This window comes from Streptomyces sp. SID9727 (genome assembly GCF_010550605.1).
GTDB lineage: Bacteria > Actinomycetota > Actinomycetes > Streptomycetales > Streptomycetaceae > Streptomyces.
Genome location: NZ_JAAGNI010000040.1, coordinates 24,781 through 44,723, shown reverse-complemented (window position 1 = coordinate 44,723; position 19,943 = coordinate 24,781). Strand labels below are relative to the sequence as shown.

The 19,943-nt window shown below is 71.0% G+C and carries 19 protein-coding genes; 2 read left to right on the top strand and 17 right to left on the bottom strand.

The genetic code is table 11. The annotated features are described in order from the left end of the window. The coding region (locus G3I41_RS02285; RefSeq protein ID WP_164398608.1) for a DEAD/DEAH box helicase at positions 1-1,664 on the top strand (1,664 nt) is incomplete at its 5' end. A gap of 4 nt (positions 1,665-1,668) precedes the next feature. On the opposite strand, the gene G3I41_RS02280 is transcribed toward G3I41_RS02285, so the two are convergent. The 3 genes from G3I41_RS02280 to ligD all read right to left on the bottom strand — a co-directional run bounded on the left by G3I41_RS02280 (position 1,669) and on the right by ligD (position 4,846). Continuing rightward, positions 1,669-2,619: a multicopper oxidase domain-containing protein gene (locus G3I41_RS02280; protein ID WP_164398607.1), complete on the bottom strand. Its 951-nt coding sequence runs from the start codon at positions 2,617-2,619 to the stop codon at positions 1,669-1,671. A gap of 146 nt (positions 2,620-2,765) precedes the next feature. After that, positions 2,766-3,839 (bottom strand): ABC transporter permease, encoded by a 1,074-nt coding sequence (locus G3I41_RS02275; protein WP_164398606.1) that lies wholly within the window; start codon positions 3,837-3,839, stop codon positions 2,766-2,768. Further along, positions 3,836-4,846, bottom strand: a complete 1,011-nt coding sequence (gene ligD / locus G3I41_RS02270) for a non-homologous end-joining DNA ligase (RefSeq protein WP_164398613.1) — start codon at positions 4,844-4,846, stop codon at positions 3,836-3,838. Before ligD ends, G3I41_RS02275 begins: the two co-directional genes overlap by 4 nt. A gap of 97 nt (positions 4,847-4,943) precedes the next feature. Between ligD and G3I41_RS02265 the strand changes: the two genes are divergently transcribed. Next, on the top strand, positions 4,944-6,008 hold the full coding sequence (locus tag G3I41_RS02265; protein WP_164398605.1) for an ATP-dependent DNA ligase: 1,065 nt from the start codon (positions 4,944-4,946) through the stop codon (positions 6,006-6,008). A 5-nt stretch (positions 6,009-6,013) separates the two neighbouring features. Here G3I41_RS02265 and G3I41_RS02260 read toward each other — a convergent pair whose 3' ends face one another. The 14 genes from G3I41_RS02260 to G3I41_RS02195 all read right to left on the bottom strand — a co-directional run bounded on the left by G3I41_RS02260 (position 6,014) and on the right by G3I41_RS02195 (position 19,278). Further along, entirely contained in the window at positions 6,014-7,222 is a 1,209-nt protein-coding gene (locus G3I41_RS02260; RefSeq protein ID WP_164398604.1) for a lytic transglycosylase domain-containing protein, read from the bottom strand. A gap of 28 nt (positions 7,223-7,250) precedes the next feature. Continuing rightward, the gene (locus G3I41_RS02255) at positions 7,251-7,970 is read right to left on the bottom strand and encodes a nuclear transport factor 2 family protein (RefSeq protein ID WP_164398603.1); all 720 of its coding nucleotides are present in this window, start codon (positions 7,968-7,970) and stop codon (positions 7,251-7,253) included. Between the two features lie 32 nt (positions 7,971-8,002). Next, complete coding sequence (locus G3I41_RS02250) at positions 8,003-8,533, bottom strand: hypothetical protein (protein ID WP_164398602.1); 531 nt, start codon at positions 8,531-8,533, stop codon at positions 8,003-8,005. A 75-nt stretch (positions 8,534-8,608) separates the two neighbouring features. Beyond that, positions 8,609-9,187, bottom strand: coding sequence for a hypothetical protein (locus G3I41_RS02245; protein ID WP_164398601.1), 579 nt, complete (start codon positions 9,185-9,187; stop codon positions 8,609-8,611). After that, positions 9,184-9,705 carry a hypothetical protein gene (locus G3I41_RS02240; protein ID WP_164398600.1) on the bottom strand — a complete coding sequence of 174 codons (522 nt, stop codon included), beginning with the start codon at positions 9,703-9,705 and terminating at the stop codon, positions 9,184-9,186. The genes G3I41_RS02245 and G3I41_RS02240 overlap by 4 nt, the downstream gene beginning before the upstream one ends. After that, positions 9,702-10,964 (bottom strand): MlaD family protein, encoded by a 1,263-nt coding sequence (locus G3I41_RS02235; protein WP_164398599.1) that lies wholly within the window; start codon positions 10,962-10,964, stop codon positions 9,702-9,704. Before G3I41_RS02235 ends, G3I41_RS02240 begins: the two co-directional genes overlap by 4 nt. Continuing rightward, positions 10,964-12,133, bottom strand: coding sequence for an MCE family protein (locus tag G3I41_RS02230; RefSeq protein WP_164398598.1), 1,170 nt, complete (start codon positions 12,131-12,133; stop codon positions 10,964-10,966). The genes G3I41_RS02235 and G3I41_RS02230 overlap by 1 nt, the downstream gene beginning before the upstream one ends. Further along, a complete protein-coding gene (locus G3I41_RS02225) occupies positions 12,130-13,269 on the bottom strand; it encodes an MCE family protein (protein WP_164398597.1) in 1,140 nt (379 codons plus the stop codon). The genes G3I41_RS02230 and G3I41_RS02225 overlap by 4 nt, the downstream gene beginning before the upstream one ends. A gap of 1 nt (position 13,270) precedes the next feature. Then, on the bottom strand, positions 13,271-14,287 hold the full coding sequence (locus tag G3I41_RS02220) for an MCE family protein (protein ID WP_164398596.1): 1,017 nt from the start codon (positions 14,285-14,287) through the stop codon (positions 13,271-13,273). Continuing rightward, entirely contained in the window at positions 14,284-15,315 is a 1,032-nt protein-coding gene (locus G3I41_RS02215; protein WP_164398595.1) for an MCE family protein, read from the bottom strand. The genes G3I41_RS02220 and G3I41_RS02215 overlap by 4 nt, the downstream gene beginning before the upstream one ends. Continuing rightward, positions 15,312-16,616 (bottom strand): MCE family protein, encoded by a 1,305-nt coding sequence (locus G3I41_RS02210; RefSeq protein WP_164398594.1) that lies wholly within the window; start codon positions 16,614-16,616, stop codon positions 15,312-15,314. The genes G3I41_RS02215 and G3I41_RS02210 overlap by 4 nt, the downstream gene beginning before the upstream one ends. Continuing rightward, on the bottom strand, positions 16,616-17,419 hold the full coding sequence (locus G3I41_RS02205) for an ABC transporter permease (RefSeq protein ID WP_164398593.1): 804 nt from the start codon (positions 17,417-17,419) through the stop codon (positions 16,616-16,618). The genes G3I41_RS02210 and G3I41_RS02205 overlap by 1 nt, the downstream gene beginning before the upstream one ends. A gap of 3 nt (positions 17,420-17,422) precedes the next feature. Next, positions 17,423-18,286, bottom strand: a complete 864-nt coding sequence (locus G3I41_RS02200) for an ABC transporter permease (protein ID WP_164398592.1) — start codon at positions 18,284-18,286, stop codon at positions 17,423-17,425. Beyond that, positions 18,283-19,278 (bottom strand): ATP-binding cassette domain-containing protein, encoded by a 996-nt coding sequence (locus tag G3I41_RS02195; RefSeq protein ID WP_164398591.1) that lies wholly within the window; start codon positions 19,276-19,278, stop codon positions 18,283-18,285. Before G3I41_RS02195 ends, G3I41_RS02200 begins: the two co-directional genes overlap by 4 nt. Positions 19,279-19,943 lie beyond the last annotated feature (665 nt).

Here is a 19,943-nt window from a genome sequence, read left to right as displayed (position 1 = left end):
CGCTGCTGGCGGCGGCCGGTCCGGCACGGGGGCGGCTGCGGCTGCTGTTCGCCGGACGGCGGTCGCGGGCGGGGGTGCGGGAGGCCGTGACCGGGGTCCGGGCGGCCGTCGCCGACGCGGCGGAGCGGGGGTTGCCGCCGCTGTTCGCCCAGGTGTCGGCCGATCTGCTGCGGGAGCCGGGGTCCCCGGCCGCCGCCTGGGTCGACTTCGAGCTGCGGTCCGCCGAGTACTACAGCCTGCTCGCGGAGCTCTCCGGCTCGGGGCCCGACCGGGACGCGGCCGAGGGGTTCCTGCCGTCGGGGATGGCCGGCCGGGTGCGCGGACTGCGGCTGGACGACGCCCGGCTGCGGGTCTCCCTGCGCGGCTACCAGTCGTTCGGTGCCCGGTTCGCACTCGTCCAGAAGCGGGTGATCCTCGGCGACGAGATGGGGCTCGGCAAGACCGTCCAGGCCATCGCGGCCCTGGCACACCTCGCGGCGCACGGGGAGACGCACTTCCTGGTGGTGTGCCCGGCGAGCGTCCTCATCAACTGGACGCGGGAGGTCCGGGCCAGGTCCACCCTGCGCGCGGTACCGGTGCACGGGCCCGAGCGGCGCGAGGCGTTCGCGGAGTGGCGGGAGTCCGGCGGGGTCGCGCTGACCACCTTCGACGCGCTGCACGCCCTGCCGGACGCGGCGGAGAGCGGGGTGCGGCCCGGGATGCTCGTGGTGGACGAGGCGCACTACGTGAAAAACCCGGAGACCCGCCGTTCGCGCGCGGTCTCCGGGTGGTCGGGCCGCACGGACCGGGTGCTGTTCCTGACCGGCACCCCGATGGAGAACCGGGTGGAGGAGTTCCGCAGCCTCGTCCGCCAGCTCCGGCCCGAGCTGGTCCCCGCGGTCGGCGCCGGCCACGGCGCGGCGGGCTCGCGGGCGTTCCGCCGCGCCGTGGCCCCCGCGTATCTGCGGCGCAACCAGCGGGACGTCCTCGCCGAACTGCCCGCCGTGGTCCAGGTGGACGAGTGGGAGGAGTTCGGCGAGGGCGACCTGCTGGCGTACCGGGAGGCGGTGGCCGCCGGGCACTTCATGCGGATGCGCCGGGCGGCGTACGCCCGGCCCGAGACCTCCGCCAAGCTGAACCGGCTGCGCGAACTCGTCGCGGAGGCGGCGGGCAACGGGCTGAAGGTCGTGGTGTTCTCGTACTTCCGCGAGGTCCTGGACACGGTGCGCGGGGCGCTCGGTGACGGGGTGTACGGCCCGCTGTCGGGGAGCGTGGCGGCGGCCCGGCGCCAGGAGCTGGTCGACGCGTTCGCGGCGGCGGACGGTCACGCGGTGCTGCTGAGCCAGATCCAGGCGGGCGGCGTCGGGCTGAACATGCAGGCCGCGTCCGTCGTCATCCTCTGCGAACCGCAGATCAAGCCGACGACGGAGCACCAGGCCGTGGCGCGGGTGCACCGGATGGGCCAGATACGGACGGTGCGGGTGCACCGGCTGCTCGCCGCGGACAGCATCGACCAGCGGATGCTGGACATCGTGGCCCGCAAGGAGCGCCTGTTCGACGCGTACGCGCGGCGCAGCGATGTCGCCGAGACGACGCCGGACGCGGTGGACGTTTCGGAGGGCGAGCTGGCCCGCAGGATCGTCGAGGAGGAGCAGCGGCGCCTCGGCGCGCCGACGGGCGGCTGAAGGGCTACCCGTCGTGTCCGGGAATGGTCCCGTCCCGGTCGGCGACGAGGAGCATGCCGCCCATCCCCCGGTCGGCGTGGCTCTGCACGTGGCAGTGGTACATCCAGGCGCCGGCACCCACGTGTTCGCCCGCGACCACCTGGAAGCCGAAGGAGTCCGCCGGGCCGACGATCTTCGTGTCGACCACCCGGCTCGGGTCGTCGGGCCCGGTGAGCATGCCCGTACGGTTGTCCGCCCAGCGGTGACCGTGCATGTGGAAGGTGTGGTAGAAGTCGCCGTGCGTGATCATGACGACTTCGAGCCGGTCCCCTAGTGTCGCCGTGAAGTCCGGGCTCTCACCGGCCGGGGTGTTGTTGATCGACATGCCGTTGAAGACGATCGTGATCGTCCTGTCCGGCAGGACGTCGCCCCGGCGCCGGACGACCAGCGGTCCGTAGAGCCCTTCGCGGATGCCGCCGGTGCCGTGGTCGGAGCCGACGGCGTGGTCGTGGTAGTGCCAGTAGCCCGCGCTGCCGGGCTGCCAGGTGCCGTCGCGGCGCAGGCCGGGGGTGTGGGTGCGCCAGGTGTACGTGCGGGTGGCGCCGGGTCCGACGGTGCTGTGGTTCATCCGGGTGCCGTCGCTGGCGATGTCGTAGTCGACGCCGTGCGCGTGGAGCCCGGCCGGCACGTCGAGGGTGTTGACGAACTCGATGTGCAGGGTGTCGCCCTCGTTGAGCTCGATGAGCGGTCCGGGCACGGTGGCCCTGCCCTTCTCCAGCCCGTAGCCCATCCGGCCGTCCGGCAGCTTCTCCGCGTACATGCGGATGTGCCGGACCACTCCCCCGGCGGGCGCCCGGCGGAGCCGGTGGGGCAGGGCGGCAGCGGTGGGCGCCGGAAGGGACAACGATGTCACCCCCGCGGCCGCCGCGACTCCGCCGCCCATCAGCATCCGCCGGCTGAAACTTCTGCGGTCCATGTCGAACTCCCCACTGCTGACGGGTGCTGCCGAGGATATGGCGACGGGTCGTCACGCATCCCGGAAAATCGCTTACCCACAGTAAGGAGAAGTCCGCCTCCGGGCCGTCAAGCCGGGTGGGCGAGTCGCGAAATACGCCTACCTGATCAGGTGACCGTCGCCGCGTGCTGCGGCATGTGCGCGCGCCCGCCGGGGTGGCGGTGGCGCCACACCCAGAAGACCGTGCACGAGACGAGTGCCCAGGCCGCGAGGACCAGGTAGGGGAAGAGGCGCTGGTGGCCCTGGTAGTAGACGGCGGTGTGCTGGGCGTTGACCGAGGCGCCGGGGGGCAGCCAGCGTCCGATGTGCCCGAGGAGCGAGGGCAGCAGCGGCCAGGAGACGGCTCCGCCTGAGGACGGGTTGCCCAGGAGCACCATGACGCCCCAGGTCGGCAGCATCGCCCAGCGGCCGATCAGGGTGTTGAACATGGTGAAGACCATGCCCGAGGTGAACATCGTGAACGCGAGGATCAGCCAGGACTCGACGAAGGGCAGGTCCACCGCCCCGAGCAGCCAGTCGACCACGGCGGCGATGGCGAAGGCCCCCAGGAGCGAGTAGAGGATCGTGAAGCCGATCCGTTCCACCGGGACCAGCGCCCGGGCGTGCACGCTGAGCTGGATGGCGCCCACGAAGCCGACGATCACCGCCGCGAGGGAGATGTAGAAGAGCGCGAGGCCGCGCGGGTCCCCCTTCTGGAGCGGCTTGACGTCCCGCACGGCCACCGGGATGTTCAGCGCGTCGCCCACCTTCACGGCGGACTCGGCGAGCAGCTGGGCGACGGCCGCCCCGGAGGCCGCGGCCACGTCCAGGGACACGCCCCGGGGGCCCGACCGCACGATGGCGAAGACCTTCTGCTCCTCCAGGGCCTCGCGCGCGGCGGCCGCCGTCGGATAGACGCGGATGACCAGAGAGGCGTCGAGGGCCTTGTCCATGCCGGCGACGAACTCGCGGCCGCGCGAGGTGTCCGGCTCGCTGACCACGGCGGTGGGGACGCTGTGCGGGGTCGGGTTGGCCATGGCGTAGGTGTAGGAGCCGGCGAAGAGCCCGGCGGCGGCCGAGAGGATGAACAGCAGGACGATCGCCGGGAAGTACGGGGACTCCTTGAAGCCCTGCCACTTCTGGCTCCGGGTCAGCGGCCGGCCGTGCGCCCCGTGCTCCGCGCCGGCTTCCGGCTCGCTCATGCCTCGTCGCCCTTGTCACGGCGGGCGCGGCTCGGCTGCACGCGCTTCGGCTCCCCGGGCATCTTCGGGTACTCGGGCGGGTAGGGCAGGTCGCCGGGCCCGCCGTCGCTCGCGTGCCGGTCGGCGAGTTCGAGCAGGGAGTCCAGGCGGAACGCCTCCTGGTCCATGCCGGCGTGCACGTCGCCGTGTTCCGCGTACCGCACGGGCATGGTGCGGAGGTCGAAGTCGCGGGGTTCGGCGTCGTCCAGCTCCTCCCAGCGCAGCGGGGCGGAGACCGGGGCGTGCGGGAAGGGCCGGACAGAGTAGGCGGAGGCGATGGTGCGGTCGCGGGCGGTCTGGTTGTAGTCGACGAAGATCCGCTCGCCGCGCTCCTCCTTCCACCAGGCGGTGGTCACCCGGTCCGGCATCCGGCTCTCCAGCTCGCGTCCGACCGCGATGGCGGCGCGCCTCACCTCGGTGAACGTCCAGCGCGGCTCGATGGGCACGAACACGTGGATGCCGCGCCCGCCGGACGTCTTGGGCCAGCCGCGCAGCCCGTGCTCCTCCAGGACGCCGCGCAGCTCGTGGGCGGCGCGGACCGCGTCGGCATAACCGGTGCCGGGCTGCGGGTCGAGGTCGATGCGCAGTTCGTCGGGGTGGTCGGTGTCCCCGCCCCGGACCGGCCAGGGGTGGAAGGTCAGGGTGCCGAGGTTGGCTGCCCAGAGGACGGCGGCCACCTCGGTGGGGCACATCTCCCGGGCGGACCGCCCGCTCGGGAAGGCGATCTCGGTGGTCGGGATCCAGTCGGGGAGGTTCTTGGGGGCGCGCTTCTGGTAGAAGAACTCGCCCTCGACGCCGTCCACGAACCGCTGGAGGGTGGTGGGCCGGTCGCGCAGGGCGCGCAGGATGCCGGGGCCGACCGCGAGGAAGTACTCGGCGACGTCCCTCTTCGTGTAGCCCTTCGCCGGGAAGTAGACCTTGTCCGGATGGGACAGCCGGACCGCCCGCCCGGCCGCGTCCAGCTCCACCGCTGTGCCCGCTGCTGCCATGTCGGCCACGGTAGGCCGGGCACACCTATGCCGCATATCGGGAGACTCCGGTCGTTGTACCGTTCACAATCGGTTCATGGACCTGCCGGTGATGCCACCCGTGAAGCCGATGCTCGCCAAGTCGGTGAAGAAGATCCCGCCGGGCATGCAGTACGAGGCCAAGTGGGACGGCTTCCGGGCGATCGTGCACCGGGACGGTGACGAGGTGGTGATCGGCAGCCGGACCGGCAAGCCGCTCACCCGCTACTTCCCCGAAGTGGTCGACGCCGTCCGGGAGAATCTGCCCGAGCGGTGTGTGGTGGACGGCGAGATCGTCGTCGCGTACGACGGCCGCCTCGACTTCGACCGGCTCAGCGAGCGCATCCACCCCGCCGCATCGCGGGTGCGGCTGCTGGCCGAGCGGACCCCGGCCGCGCTGATCGCCTTCGACCTGCTGGCGCTGGGCGACGACTCGCTCCTGGACACCCCGCAGGCCGACCGGCGCACGGTCCTGGAGGCGGCGCTCGCCGGGGCGTCGGCGCCGGTCCACCTGGCTCCGTCCACGACCGATCCGGCCCGCGCCCGGGAATGGTTCGAGCAGTACGAGGGGGCAGGGCTCGACGGGGTCGTGGCGAAGCCGCTCGACGCGCCGTACCGGCCGGACGTCCGGGCCATGTACAAGATCAAGCACGAGCGCACCGCCGACTGCGTGGTGGCCGGCTACCGCTTCCACAAGAGCGGCCCGGTCGTCGGCTCGCTGCTGCTCGGTCTGTACGACGACAGCGGCGCGCTCCAGCACGTCGGGGTGTGCGCGGCCTTCCCCATGAAGCGCCGGGCGGAGCTCGTCGCCGAGCTGGAGCCCCTGCTGATCGACGCCGACGACCACCCGTGGCGTGCCTGGGCCGAGGCCGAGGCGCACGCGGGTGCCCGGCTGCCCGGCGCCCCGAGCCGCTGGTCCGGGAAGAAGGACATGTCCTGGGTGCCGCTGCGGCCGGAGCGGGTCTGCGAGGTGGCGTACGACCACATGGAGGGCGACCGCTTCCGGCACACGGCCCAGTGGCGCCGCTGGCGGCCCGACCGTACGCCGGACAGCTGCACGTACGCGCAGTTGGAGGAGGTCGTGCGCTACGACCTCGCCCAGGTCCTGGCGGGTGGCGGCTGAGTCCTTCAGTCCGCCGTGGGCGGCAGGGTGGGCGTGGTGCAGGGTTCGTCGTTCGTCGCGGGGCCAGGGGAGGGCGAGCCGGTGGGCTCGGTGGTGTCGGTGGGCTCGGGCGCCGGAGTGGTCGTGCAGCCCGGGTCCGGCTTCGGCGTGGTCGGGTCGGGGTCGGGGGTGGTGCTCGGGTCCGGGGTGGCGGAGCCGGTGTCCGTGGGGTCGGGCGAGGGACCGGTGGTGTCCGTCGGGTCCGGGTCGGGCGTGGTGCCCGGGTCGGGGTCGTGGGTGCCGGGTGCGGTCGGGCGGGTGCTGGGGGTGGGCTGCGGGCCGACCTCGATTCCGCCGCCGCCGTCGTCGTCGGCACCCGAGCCGCCCACGGGGTGCTCGGGCTTGCGGGGACTGCCGGCACCGGGGCTCCTGGGGATGGGCCCCGTGCCGTCCGTGACCGGGTGGATGCCCTTGCGGTAGAACTCCAGCCAGGACAGCACCGTACGCAGATACGCTTCCGAGTGGTTGTAGCTGAGGATCGCGCGGTTCATGTCGGAGGGGACCGAAAGGTCGCGCGTTCCCGCGCACAGGTAGGCCCCGGCGGCGAGCGCCGCGTCGTACACGTTGTTCGGGTCCCGGCGCCCGTCGCCGTTGCCGTCCCGGCCCCAGTGCGCCCAGGTGGAGGGGATGAACTGCATCGGGCCGACCGCACGGTCGTATGTCGCGTCCCCGTCGTAGGCGCCGCCGTCGCTGTCCGGGATATGGGCGAACCCCGCCCCGTTGAGGACCGGGCCGAGGATCGGCGAGACGGTCGTGCCCTTCTCGTCGACCCGGCCGCCGGCCGCGTGCCCGGACTCCACCTTGCCGATCGCCGCCAGTAACTGCCAGGGCAGCCGGCAGCCGAGGTCGCTGCGCCCGATCGTCGCCTCGGCCTTGCGATAAGCGGCGAGCACGGTGGCCGGGATGCCCGCCTCGGCCCATGTCCGCTTGGCCGCGGGGCTCTGCTTCTCGCCCTTCTTCGGCGGCTTCGGGCTCTTCAGCGGCGGGAGTTCGGTGTGGTACGAGTCGTCGTTGGGGACCTCGGACCAGACAACGTCGTCCGTCTTCTGGCGGTGCTTCGGGGCCGCCTCGTGCGCGGCGAGCTGGGGTGCCTGGGACGCCGTGAGCGCGGCCATCGCGGCGACGGCCGCGGCGGTGCTGCCGAGACCGCGGCGCGTGGTGCCGTTGAACCTCATGCGTGCTCTCCTTGGGGGGTCGCCTGGATCACCGGGTGAAGGTGTCGATCGCGGAGATCCGCCAGCTGCCGCCCTTGCGGACCGCGTCCACGCTGAACATGGCGGCGGCGTACGTGGTCTCCTCGGACTTGCCGGTACGGGTGTTGCGCTGGTCGGCGTAGATCAGCAGCCGGGCGCGGTCGCCGTCGAGCATCTCCACGCCGCTGTCGGTGACGGTGGTGGTGAGGACCAGCTTCTGCTTCGGCGCCTGCGCCCGGACCTCGGCGAGCATGTCCGCGTGCTGCTGGACCGCCTTGCCGGTCAGGTACTTCGTCACCGCCGCCTCGGCCTTGGTGGGTGAGGCGTAGTCGTACGAGAAGACCGCGCCGACGGCCTCCGTGATCTGGCCCTTGACCTCGCTGGTGCGGCTGATGTCGGTCAGGGCCGTGTTCTGCCGGCCGGGGTCGTCGCGCAGGCCCGCCGCCGAGGTGAACGCCCAGGCGGCGACGGCGCCGAGGAGCAGGGTGAGGACACAGAGGACGGCGGGCAGGCTGAGGCGCGGGCGGCGCCGGGGGGTGGCCTTCTCCGGCTCCGGCTCACCCTTCTCCTCGTCCTCCGCGACCGCCTCGTCCGGCACGGCGTCGGGCTTCTCCGGATCCGGGCCGCGCCCCGGGCGGGGGCGGGGCGGGGCGGTCGTCGCGGTGCGTTCGGCGGCCGCGACCGTGGCCAGGCGGCGCTGACGGTTGACCAGGTGACGGGTGGTCGACATGTCGGGGTTCCTCTCGGTGCGGGGCGGGGGTGTCAGCCGGCGGTGTTGCCGACGGGCGCCTGGCCGAGGGCGCTGAGCTTCCACCCGTCGGGGGTGCGGGTGAGCTGGCCGAGCATCCGGCTCTCCTTCACCGCAGGCTTGCCCTTCGGTGCGGTCACGGTCACGCGCAGCGCCACCATGACCCCTGCCTTCCCGGCCCGGTCGTCCAGCTCGGTGACCGCGCCGGCCAGCACCTTGGCGGTGCTGACGGTCTTCGCCTCCTGGATCTGCTTCTCGAACCCGCCCCGCCCTTCGACCAGTTGCTGGTGCAGGTCTCCCGTGGTGGAGTCCTCCCAGCTGTCGAGCCCCTTCTCCAGCCGCGCGTGGTCGAGCGTGTTCATGTTCTGCACGGCCTGCTCCCCCGCCGCCAGCACCTCGTCGCGGGTCTGGGCGTACGCGGCCGAGCTGTCGTGCGCCGCCTGGTACCGGGACACCCCGCCCCAGCCCGCGGCGCCGGCCGCCGCGACCGTCAGCACGATCGCCGCCGCGACCAGCGGATTCCTCGTCATCGCTACCCGTGCCATCGCTGCCTCTCCCTGCCGGCGGTCCCGCCGTGCTGTGCTGTCCGTGCTCGGTGGTGCGGTGGTGCCGTCTCGGAGCTACCGGGAGGTGATCTCCACGATCGTCCAGTGCCCTTCGCGCAGTCGGGCCGTGACGGAGAGCTGTGCGGCCGCCTTGCTCGCCGCCTTGCCCTTGCGCTCGTAGACCTGGTCGAGGAAGACGAGCAGATGGGCGCTGTCGGGCGTCAGCCTGGTCACCCCGGCGCGCACGACATGGGTGGTGAGGGTGAGCTTCTGGTCGGCGGACTGCTTCTCGACCTGGCCGAACAGCGCCGCGTACTGCTGGAGCGCCTTGCCCGCGAGCAGCTTCTGCGCGGACGCCTTGGTGGCGGCGGTGCCCTCGGGGCTGTACGAGAAGACCGCGCCGAGGGCGTGGGTGACCTCGCCGGCCACCTGGGCGGTCGCCGCGCTGTCGGTCAGCGCCAGGTTGGCGGTGGCGGGCGTGTCCCGCAGCTGCCTGCCCGCCACGTACATCACGGCGCCGGCGGCGAGCAGGGCGACGACGAGGACCGCGGCGAGGACACGCGGCCAGCGGCGGGCCGGGCGGGTGCCGGCGTCCTCGGTGTCCTGCGGCGGCTCGACGGCTGCCTCCGGCTTCTCCTCGACGTCCGTGTTCATGCGCCGCTCCCTATGCCGAGCGCCGTGAGCGCCTTGATCTTCCAGCCGTCCCCGGTCCGGGCGAGCGTGGCCTCGAAGCGTTTGCGCTCGGTGCCCGCCTTGCCCGCGCGCGGGGTGACCTCGACGTCGACGGTCGCGATCATCAGCGCGGTGCCGGTCCGCTCGTCCAGCTCCGTGAGCGCGGCGTCGGTGACCTTGCCGCGCGCGGTGGCGCCGGACGCCTTGAGGTCGGCGGCGTCCTTCTTACGGGTCCGCTTCAGCTGGTCGTACAACGGGCCGGTGGCGGACTCCAGCCAGTCGGCCAGGCCCGCGTCCACGCTCGTCGCGTCCTTGCCGTCCAGCGTGTTGAGCCGGGCCAGCGCCTGCCGGCCGTCCGAGAGGGCGGCGTCCCGGCTCTTGGCGTAGGCCAGGTCGTCGTCGCCGCGCGCCTGGGCGTACGACCAGCCGCCCAGGGCGCAGACGAGGGCCGCGATCAGCAGGGCGGCCCAGCCGCCGAGGCTGCGCGTACGGGGGTTCACTCGCCGTCCTCCTGTCCCAGGCCGAGCAGCCCGGCCATGCCCTGGGCCCCCGGTGCCGTGTCGGTCGCCGCGCCGAGCGCACCGGGCAGCCGGTCCTGCCGGGCGTCCCCGACGAGCAGCGCGCCGGCCTTCGCCGGTTCGGGCAGCGGGCCGCCCGTCGGGGCGTTGGCGCTGCCCCGGACGTCGATGCCGGTGCCGGGCGAGGCGGCGCAGCGGGCTCTGGTGTTGACGGCGGGGGCGGGTGAGAGGTCGAGGCCGTTGCGGTAGGTCGTGCCCTCGTACCCGGCGGTACAGGGCAGCGGTTCGAAGAAGGTGACCGACATGCCGAACCGGGCGCCGTCCTCGTCCACCGCGCTGGCCCCGGCCGCCGCGACGGCGGGCAGTTTCACGAGCAGTTCCTCCAGGCCGCGCTGGCGGGTGACGGCGACGTCGGAGGTGGTGAGGAGGTTGGCGACGACGACGCCGAAACTGGGTTCGACGTCCCGGAGGAGCCCGCTGATCTGGTTCGTCGCGTCGGGGGCGGCGGCGATCAGCTTGCGCAGGTCGGTGTCGGACCCCTTGAGCTGGGCGGCCAGTTCCTTCGCGCCGGAGGCGAACCCCTTGAGTGCCTCGCCCTGTTCGACCTGGGTGCGCAGCACGGTCCTGCCGTCCTTCATCAGCCTGGTGTTGACGGGCAGGGCGTCGTCAGCGGCGTCCACGAACTCGCTGCCGGTGTCCAGGAGGACCTGGAGGTCGTCGCCGCGCCCGCTGAACGCGGTGCCGAACTCGTCCACGACGGTGCGCAGGGACTCCAGGTCGACCGAGGAGGTGAGGTCGTTCACGCTGGTGAGCACGTTCGTCACGGGCGCCGGGACGGTGGTCTCGGCCTCGTCGATGACCGAGCCGTTCGCGAGGTAGGGGCCCTCGGTGCGGGTCGGCCGCAGATCGACGTACTGCTCGCCGACGGCGGAGAGGTTGGCCACGACCGCCTTGAGGCCGTCGGGGATGCGCGGGGCGGACTTGTTGATCCGCAGCTCGGCCTCGACGCCGTCGTCGGTGAGTTCGATGGCCCCGACCCGGCCGACCGACACCCCCCGGTAGGTGATGTTGGAGTGCGTGAAGAGGCCCCCGGTGCGCGGGAGTTGCATCTTGACGGTGTAGTAGTCGCGCATGCCGACGTAATGGCCGAGGTCGGCGTAGCGCACCCCGAGGTAGCCGAGTACCAGCACGGAGATGACGAGGAAGGCGACGTTCTTGAGCCGGGTGGCGAGGGTGATCATCAGTTGCTCCCCTTCGATTCCGTGGGCCGGCTCGTCGTCGGTGCCGAGGTGGCGGGGAGGGGCAGCGGCAGCCCGGCGCCGGCGACCGCCTGGGCCGGAGCGGGCGGGGTCTGTGCGTCGGGGTCGTACGCGGGGATGATCTGGGTGCCGGGCTCGGCCGTCAGGTCCAGGTACACGTTGAGGTAGTCGCCCTTCACACCGCGCAGCACCTCGTCGGTGAACGGGTAGGTGAGCAGCACCTGGAGGGAGTCGGGCAGATCGTTCCCGGAGTCGGCGAGGGCGCGCAGGGTGGGGGCGAGGGCCTTGAGGTCGGCGATGGTGTCCGCCTTGCTCCGGTTGATGGTGGTGACGGCGACGCCGGAGAGGGTGTCCAGGGAGCGGAGCATCGTCATGAGCGAGCCGCGCTGCTTCTCCAGGACCTTCATGCCGGGGCTGAGTTTGGTGAGGACGGTACCGACCTGCTGTTTGCGGCCGGCGAGGGTGCTGGACAGCCGGTTGACGCCGTCGAGCGCGGCGGTGATGTCGCCGCGGTGGTCGTCCAGGTTGGTGACGAGCTTGTCGACCCGGTGGAGCATGGACTTGACCTGGGGTTCCTGCCCGCTCAGGGCCTTGTTGAGTTCGGTGGTGATGGTCTTGAGCTGCTGGACGCCGCCGCCGTTGAGGAGCATGGACAGGGCGCCGAAGACCTCTTCGACCTCGGGGTTGCGGTTGGTACGGGTGAGCGGGATGCGGTCGCCGTCGGCGAGGGTGCCCTGCTCCTTGCCCTTGGCGGGCGGCGTGAGCTGGATGTACTTCTCGCCGAGCAGGCTGGACTGCTCCAGGTGGGCGTAGGCGTTGCCGGGCAGGTCGATCTTCCCGTTGACCTCCATGGTGACCCGGGCCTGCCAGCCGTCGGGCGCCAGCGAGATCTTGGTGACCCGGCCGACGGCGACGTCGTTGACCTTGACCGAGGACTGCGGGGAGAGGCTGAGCACGTCACCGAAGTCCGCGGTGATCTCGTACGGGTGGTCGCCGAGGTCGGCCCCGCCCGGCAGCGGCAGGTCCTCGATGCCGGAGAAGTGCGGGGCTCCGCATCCGGTGACGAAGAGGGTGCAGCACAGGCCGAGCGCGACGAGTGCCGGCCCGCCCGTGGTGCCGAGGGCCGCGGGTCTGCGCGGTCTCCGGTTCATCGGTTCGCCCCCTTCGCGTCCTTCGTGTCCTTGGCGTCCTTGGCGCCCCCGGCGTCCGCCGGCGTGCCGTAGACCGTGCCCACGGCCGGGAGCGGCAGCGCGGGCAGGGCCTTCCGCTGTTCGGCGTCCACCGGGGCGAGCCCTTGGAGGGCGAGGCTCGATTCGAGGAGCGGGCCGCCCATGCTGAGTTCGTTGAGGTTGGTCCGGCCGTTGAGGGTGCGGTGCTCGGGGTCATAGGCGTTGAGGACGTTGCCCGCGGAGAGCGGCAGGACGTCCATCGACTCGGCCAGTGAGGCGCGTTGGTCGACGAGAGCCTGGGTGATCGGCACGAGCGCGTCCACGTTCTTCTTGAGCTCGCCCCGGTTGTCCTTGATGAAGCTCTTCACCTGGCCGAGCGCGGTGCCGAGTTCCTTGAGTGCGGCACCGAGGTTCTTCTTGTCGTCGGCGAGGAAGCCGGTGACGGAGTTCAGCTGTTCCTCGGCGGCCCGGACGTTTCCGTCGTTGTCCTTCAGCATGGTGGTGAAGGTCTGGAGGTAGGACAGCGTGTCGAAGAGGTTGCCGCTCGACTTGTCCAGGGTCTTGGTCGCCTTGCCGAACTGCTCGATGGAGTCGCCGATGTCCTTTCCGTTGCCCTTGAGGTTCTTGGCCCCGGTGTCCAGGAGCCCGGCGAAGGCCCCTTCGGCGTTCGCCCCGTCGGGGCCGAGCGCGGTGGACAGTTCGGTGATGGACGCGTAGAGCTGGTCGACCTCCACCGGGACGGCGTTGTTGGCGGCGAGCAGTTGCGCGCCGTCCTCCATGACCGCTCCCCCGGTGTAGGCGGGGGCCAGCTGGACGTACCGGTCGGCCACCAGGCTGGGGGCGACGACCACGGCGTGCGCGTCCTCGGGGACTCGGACGCCCTTGTCGATGCGCAGGACGACCTTGACGTCCTTGCCGCGCGGTTCGACGGATTCGACGCGGCCGACGCGTACGCCGAGTATGCGCAGGTCGGATCCGGCGTAGACGCCGGTGACCTGGTCGAAGTAGGCGGTGACGGTGGTGCCGCCCTGCTCCTCCAGGGCCGAGACCCCGGAGGTGGCGGCGACGGCCACGACGACGAGGCCGGCGCCGATGCCGATGACGCGGGTGAGTCTCATCTCAGTGCCCGCCTTCCTGCTTCGGCGGCATGCAGCCGGTCTTCGGGGGTGTGTTGGCGGGCAGGTAGTTCTTCGGAACGACCCCGCAGACGTAGTTGTCGAACCAGCGGCCGTTGCCGAGGGTGTTGCCGACGAGCCGGTTGTAGGAGCCGGCGAGCGCGAGCACCTGGTCGAGGCTCTTGCGGTTCTTCCTGAGCACCGCGGTGACCCGGCCGAGCGCCTTGAGGGTGGGCTTCAGCTGCTTGTTGTTGTCGGAGACGAGACCGGTGAGCTGGGTGCCCAGGTCGCGGGTGCCGGTGAGCAGCAGGTGGATGGAGTCGCGGCGGGCCTGGATCTCGCCGAGGAGCAGGTTGCCGTCGTCCAGGAGGGTCTCGAAGCCGCTCTTCTTGTTGGCGAGGGTCTTGGTGAGCTGCTTGCTGCCCTTGAGCAGGGTGGCCAGCTGGGCGTCTCGTTCGGAGACGGTCTTCGAGAGCGCGGAGAGCCCGTTCGCGGCGCTCTTCACGTCGGGCGGGGAGTCCTTGAAGGTGGCGGAGATCGTCTCGAAGCTCTTGGCGAGCTGTTCGGTGTCGATCTCGCCGATGGTCTCGCCCAGTCCGTTGAACGCCTGCGTGACGTCGTACGGGGATGTGGTGCGGGAGGCCGTGATGCGCTCGTCCGGGTCCTGCGGGGAGTCACCGAGCGGGTCGACGGCGAGGTACTTCTCGCCGAGGAGCGTCTTGATGGCGATGCCGACGGTGCTGGCGTTGCCGATCCAGGCGTCCTCGACCTTGAAGGTGACCTTCACCTTGGCGCCGTCCAGGGAGACACCGGTGACCTTGCCGACCTTGACGCCGGCGATGCGGACCTCGTCGCCCTCGCCGAGCCCGGCGGACTCGGTGAAGTCGGCGCTGTAGGCGGTGCCGCCGCCGATGAAGGGGAGCGAGTCGGCCCGGTAGGCCCCGAATCCGAGGAGGGCGAGGAGAAGCAGGCCCACGACTCCGACGGCGACGGGGTTGCGGTGGCGTATCGGCTTGATCATGACAGGCACCTCGGCTGGGTGATCTCGATGCCGGTCGGCGGGGTGCTGCCGTCGCTCGTCGTCACGCCGCTGACCTTGGCCTCGCAGAGGTAGAGGTTGAGCCAGGAGCCGTACGAGGTGAGGCGGCTGATGGCCTCCATCTTGGCCGGGGTCTTCTGGAGGAAGTTCTCGATCTTCGGGGTGTTGTCGGCCAGGTTCCCGGAGAGGCGGCCGAGCTGCTTGATGTCGTCCTTGAGGGGCTTGCGACCGTCCTCGAAGAGGTCCGCGGTGACCGTGGTGAGGGCGCCCATCGCGGTGACGGCCTCGCCGAGGGGTTTGCGGTCGCCCGCGAAGCCGGTGACGAGGGCCTGGAGGGTGTCGACCAGGTCGTTGAAGCCGGCTTCCCGGTCGTTGACGGTCTTCAGGACCGAGTTGAGGTTCTTGATCACCTCACCGATCACCTTGTCCTTGGCGGCGACCGTGCCGGTCAGCGAGCCGACGTGCTGGAGGATGGAGTCGACGGTGCCGCCCTCGCCCTGGAGCACCTGGACGATGGAGCCGGCCAGCTCGTTGACGTCGGGCGGTGAGAGCCCTTCGAAGAGGGGCTGGAAGCCGTTGAAGAGCTGGGTGAGGTCGAGCGCCGGGGTGGTGCGCGACAGCGGGATGGTGGCGCCCGGGGCGAAGCTCTCGCCGACGGGGCCCGCGCCCTGGTCCAGGTCGATGTAGCGCTGGCCGACCATGTTGAGGTACTTGATCGACGCGGTGACGGAGGCCGGGAGCTTCTTGCTCCTGCGGACGCTGAAGCGGACCTCGGCGACCCGGCGGTCGGCGACCTCGACCGACTCGACCTGGCCGACCTTGACTCCGGCGACGCGGACGCTGTCCCCGACGACGAGTCCGGTGGCGTCGGTGAACCGGGCCTTGTACGAACGGGTCTCGCCCACACCGGTGTTGGCGATGGAGAGGGCCAGGACCGTGGTGGCCAGGCTCGTCACCACGATGAACACGATCGATTTCGCGAGCGGTCCCGCGAGGGAGCGGCGCTTCACTTGAGCTTCACCTCCACACCGCGGAAGGCCGGGCCGATGAGCACACTGCTCCACTCGGGCAGGGCCTGCGGCCGGACTTTCAGTGAGGGAGCGACCAGCTCGTTGACGAGGCGGCTCTCCTGCGGCGAGTTGGGCATGCCGAGCGACGGGTCGGCCGCGGGGACCTCGACCGGCGTGGCCGGGTCCGGGTCCGCCCGGTCGGTGTCGGCGGCGGTCCTGGCGTCGGCGGTGGGCACGGTCTGGCCGACGTAGGGGATGGAGTAGCAGTGCGGTCCGCCGGTGGCGTTGTAGACCGGGGTGTCCGTGCCCGCGACGTACTTCCCCTTGGACGGCACGGTCTTGAGGGTCACGTGCAGCCCGGGCTGGTCGGTGCCCTTGCCGAGCGCCTTGTCCATGGCCGGGACGAAGTTGGCCACGGTGCGCAGGGTGCAGGGGAACTCCGAGGAGTACTTCGCCAGGGTCTCCAGGGTGGGCCTGCCGCTGGCGGCGAGCCGGATGAGGTTGTCCTTGTTCCGCTGGAGGAAGGCGGTGACGTCGCGGGCCGACGCGGTGGTGGACCCGTACACGTTCGCGAGGTTCGCCTGCTGTTCGGCGAGGGTGCCGCTGGTGGTGGTGAAGTCGGTGAGGGCGTCGAGGACGTCGGGGGCGGAGTCCGCGTAGAGCCGGCTCACCTTGACGAGTTCCTTGATGTCCTCGTTGAGCGTGGGGAGTTGCGGGTTGAACCGCTGGAGGTGGGAGTCGAGCTTCACCAGCGTGTCGCCCAGTTTCTCGCCCCGGCCCTCCAGTGCGGTGGAGACCGCGTTCAGGGTGGCGGACAGCTTCTCCGGTTTCACGGCGGTGAGCAGCGGCAGGACGTTGTCGAGGACCTCTTCCAGCTCGATGGCGTTGCTGGACCGGTCCTGCGGGATGACGTCGCCCGCGCCGAGGGTCTTCGTCGAGGGCACGGGGGGCGGTACGAGGGCGACGAACCGTTCCCCGAAGAGCGTGGTGGGCAGCATCTGGGCGGACACGTCGGCCGGGATGCGGTCCAGCTTGTCGGGCTTGATCGCGAGGGTGAGCCGGGCCCCGTCGCCGTCGGCCGAGATGTTCCGGACCTGGCCGACGACCACGCCGCGCAGCTTCACGTCGGCGTTCTCGTGCATCTCGTTGCCGACGCTCGACGTGCGCACGGTGACGGTCGCGTCGTGCGTGAAGTCCTTCTCGTACACCGACACCGAGACCCAGATGAGGACGGCGGGCACGAGGAAGAGGGCGACTCCGGCGGTTCTCCGGGCGGTGGCCCGGGCGGCGCGTGAGGTCATCAGCCGGCCACCTTCACCGTCGTCGTGGCGCCCCAGATGGCGAGGGAGAGGAAGAAGTCGGTGACGCTGATCAGCACGATCGCGTTCCGCACGGACCGGCCGACGGCCACCCCGACCCCGGCGGGTCCGCCGGTGGCGTGGAAGCCGTAGTAGCAGTGGGCGAGGATCACCATCACGCTGAAGATCAGCACCTTGAGCACCGACAGGAGCACGTCCGCCGGGGACAGGAAGAGATTGAAGTAGTGGTCGTACGTGCCCGCCGACTGTCCGTTGAACAGGACGGTGACGTAGCGGGACGCGACGTACGAGGAGAGCAGCCCGATCGCGTACAGCGGGATGATCGCGACGACCCCGGCGATGATGCGCGTGGTGACGAGATAGGGCATCGAGCGCACGCCCATCGATTCGAGGCCGTCGACCTCCTCGTTGATCCGCATGGCGCCGAGCTGCGCGGTGAAGCCGGCGCCGACGGTCGCGGAGAGGGCGAGTCCGGCGACGAGCGGGGCGATCTCGCGGGTGTTGAAGTACGCGGAGACGAAGCCGGTGAACGCGGCGGTGCCGATCTGGTTGAGGGCCGCGTACCCCTGGAGTCCGACGACCGTGCCGGTGGCCAGGGTCATCGCGATCATCACGCCGATGGTGCCGCCGACGACGCCGAGGCCGCCGCTGCCGAAGGCGACCTCGGCCAGGAGGCGCTGCACCTCCTTGAGGTAGCGGCGCAGGGTGCGCGGAATCCAGATCAGTGCCCTGATGTAGAAGGCGAGCTGGTCACCGGATCTGTCGAGCCAACCGAGCATTGACATGGGTCAGCTCCCCTTCGCGGGGACGATCTGGAGGTAGATCGCCGTGAGGACCATGTTCACGAAGAACAGCAGCATGAAGGTGATGACGACGGACTGGTTGACCGCGTCGCCCACGCCCTTCGGGCCGCCGCGCGGGTTGAGGCCGCGGTAGGCGGCGACGAGGCCCGCGATGAAGCCGAAGATCAGCGCCTTGACCTCGCTGACGTAGAGGTCGGGCAGCTGGGCGAGGGCGGAGAAGCTGGAGAGGTACGCGCCCGGGGTGCCGTGCTGCATGATCACGTTGAAGAAGTAGCCGCCGAGGGTGCCGACGACGGACACGAGGCCGTTGAGCAGGACGGCGACGAGCATGGTGGCGAGCACGCGCGGGACGACCAGGCGCTGCACGGGCGAGACGCCCATGACCTCCATGGCGTCCAGCTCCTCGCGGATCTTGCGGGAGCCGAGGTCGGCGCAGATCGCGGACCCGGCGGCCCCGGAGACCAGCAGCGCCACGATGATGGGGCTGGCCTGCTGGATGACGGCGAGGACGCTGGCGCCGCCGGTGAAGGACTGGGCGCCGAGCTGCTGGGTCAGGGAGCCGACCTGGAGGGCGATGACCGCGCCGAACGGGATGGACACAAGGGCGGCGGGCAGGATGGTCACGCTGGCGACGAACCAGAACTGCTCGATGAACTCCCGCACCTGGAACGGCCGTCGGAAGGTCTCCCGGGTCACGGTCCCGGCCAGCGCGAACAGCCGCCCGGTCTCGCGCAGCGGCGCGGCGAGCCTGCTGGGACGCGGGGCCTCGGGCGCCTTCGCGGGCTCCGGGGCGCGGTCCACCACCGGCTCCGGTCCGCCGGGGGGCCGTACGGGCATGGGGGCGGTCATCGGCGTCCACCGCCCACGGCGGGGCTGTAGCTGTTGAGGATCGCGGTGCGGGCGGCCTCCGGCAGCTCGCCGAGCATCGACATGACGCGCTCCCGGCGGCGCAGGGCGCCCTGGCGCACCGGCAGGCCGGGCGTGGGCTCCAGCTGGGGGACGACGGTGCGCGGGGCGTTGGCCGAGCTGATGCCCTGGCCGTAGCCGTTGAGCTCCTCGGCGGCGAGGGTGGCGGCGTCCTTCTCCTCGGACATGCCGATGGGCCCCTCGCAGCGGCCGGCGAGGAACTGGTTGACCACGGGCAGGTCGCTGGTGAGCAGCACCTCGCGCGGCCCGAAGGTGACGAGGTTGCGGCAGAACAGCATCCCCATGTTGTCCGGCACGGTGGAGGCGATGTCGAGGTTGTGGGTGACGATGAGCATCGTCGCGTCGATCTGCGCGTTGAGGTCGACGAGGAGCTGGGAGATGTACGCGGTGCGGACCGGGTCGAGGCCGGAGTCCGGTTCGTCGCAGAGGATGATCTGCGGGTCCAGGACGAGGGCGCGGGCGAGGCCGGCCCGCTTGCGCATACCGCCGGATATCTCGCCGGGGAGCTTGTTCTCCGCGCCCAGGAGGCCCACGACGTCGATCCGCTCCATGACGATGCGGCGGATCTCGGATTCCTTCTTGCGGGTGTGCTCCCGGAGCGGGAACGCGATGTTGTCGAAAAGCGACATCGACCCGAAAAGGGCGCCGTCCTGGAACATGAGGCCGAAGAGCTTGCGCGTCTCCATGATGTCCCGCTCGGAGCCGTTCACCATGTCGACGCCATTGACGAGAACCCGCCCGCGCTCAGGTTTGAGGAGGCCGATGATGGATTTGAGGAACACCGTCTTCCCCGTCCCGGACGGGCCGAGCATGACACTGACCTCGCCTGCGGGAAGCGTGAGCGACACATCCTGCCAGATGTTCTGCTTGCCGAAAGACTTGGTGAGTCCTTCGACCACTACTTCGATTCCCATCCCACCTCCTGCGTGCGCTCACGAAGTGACAGAAATGCGCTGAGGGGCGCACGTTAAGTTCACCGGCACCGCCAGGACAAGCCCTTGAGCAGCCCGTTCGCAAAGATCCGGACCGCTTGTCATCGGATGACAAATTCCGGTTCCGATCTTGTGAAGTACTGCGCACTGCCGTCCGTCGGTGCAGGCCGGAACCCCGCGGCCCAGGGGGCCGGATATGCGTCCGGGCTCCCCGCCGACGGGTGAGCAATCTCCGGACGCGCCGGAGGAGTTGCTGACGGAGGCGACGCTACGGGTGGGTAACCTGGGCCGCAATACCAGGTCATCAAGTTTTCGCGCGAGAGTGCGAAGGGGGCGATTCTTTCGCATCTACTGAGCAGAGCGACCGGAAGAACTGTCTCCTGGTGACAAGTTCCGGGGCCGGCCGGCCGGGTCCGCACGCCGCACGGGACATCGAGGAGCGCTCGGGACCGGTTCGGATACACAAACGGCAGCCAAGATTCCGCATATCCGGTCGGCCGGAGTCGCTGCGGCAGGGGCGAGAGGCTGCGCACGAAGTGACAAGAAGGCCGGATCTCGTACTCATCCCTGACGGAGATGCACGCCCCTTCCATAGATTCTCATACGCCGGGATTGTGTACCGGTGTTTCCCGCCAGTAACCTCACGG

Coding starts and splice junctions, on each gene's coding strand:
- G3I41_RS02220 (WP_164398596.1), bottom strand. CDS start 14,287: ATGATCAAGCCGATACGCCACCGCAACCCCGTCGCCGTCGGAGTCGTG.
- G3I41_RS02200 (WP_164398592.1), bottom strand. CDS start 18,286: ATGACCGCCCCCATGCCCGTACGGCCCCCCGGCGGACCGGAGCCGGTG.
- G3I41_RS02255 (WP_164398603.1), bottom strand. CDS start 7,970: ATGTCGACCACCCGTCACCTGGTCAACCGTCAGCGCCGCCTGGCCACG.
- G3I41_RS02195 (WP_164398591.1), bottom strand. CDS start 19,278: ATGGGAATCGAAGTAGTGGTCGAAGGACTCACCAAGTCTTTCGGCAAG.
- G3I41_RS02210 (WP_164398594.1), bottom strand. CDS start 16,616: ATGACCTCACGCGCCGCCCGGGCCACCGCCCGGAGAACCGCCGGAGTC.
- G3I41_RS02205 (WP_164398593.1), bottom strand. CDS start 17,419: ATGTCAATGCTCGGTTGGCTCGACAGATCCGGTGACCAGCTCGCCTTC.
- G3I41_RS02265 (WP_164398605.1), top strand. CDS start 4,944: ATGGACCTGCCGGTGATGCCACCCGTGAAGCCGATGCTCGCCAAGTCG.
- G3I41_RS02260 (WP_164398604.1), bottom strand. CDS start 7,222: ATGAGGTTCAACGGCACCACGCGCCGCGGTCTCGGCAGCACCGCCGCG.
- G3I41_RS02275 (WP_164398606.1), bottom strand. CDS start 3,839: ATGAGCGAGCCGGAAGCCGGCGCGGAGCACGGGGCGCACGGCCGGCCG.
- G3I41_RS02250 (WP_164398602.1), bottom strand. CDS start 8,533: ATGGCACGGGTAGCGATGACGAGGAATCCGCTGGTCGCGGCGGCGATC.
- G3I41_RS02230 (WP_164398598.1), bottom strand. CDS start 12,133: ATGAACCGGAGACCGCGCAGACCCGCGGCCCTCGGCACCACGGGCGGG.
- G3I41_RS02225 (WP_164398597.1), bottom strand. CDS start 13,269: ATGAGACTCACCCGCGTCATCGGCATCGGCGCCGGCCTCGTCGTCGTG.
- G3I41_RS02280 (WP_164398607.1), bottom strand. CDS start 2,619: ATGGACCGCAGAAGTTTCAGCCGGCGGATGCTGATGGGCGGCGGAGTC.
- G3I41_RS02245 (WP_164398601.1), bottom strand. CDS start 9,187: ATGAACACGGACGTCGAGGAGAAGCCGGAGGCAGCCGTCGAGCCGCCG.
- G3I41_RS02235 (WP_164398599.1), bottom strand. CDS start 10,964: ATGATCACCCTCGCCACCCGGCTCAAGAACGTCGCCTTCCTCGTCATC.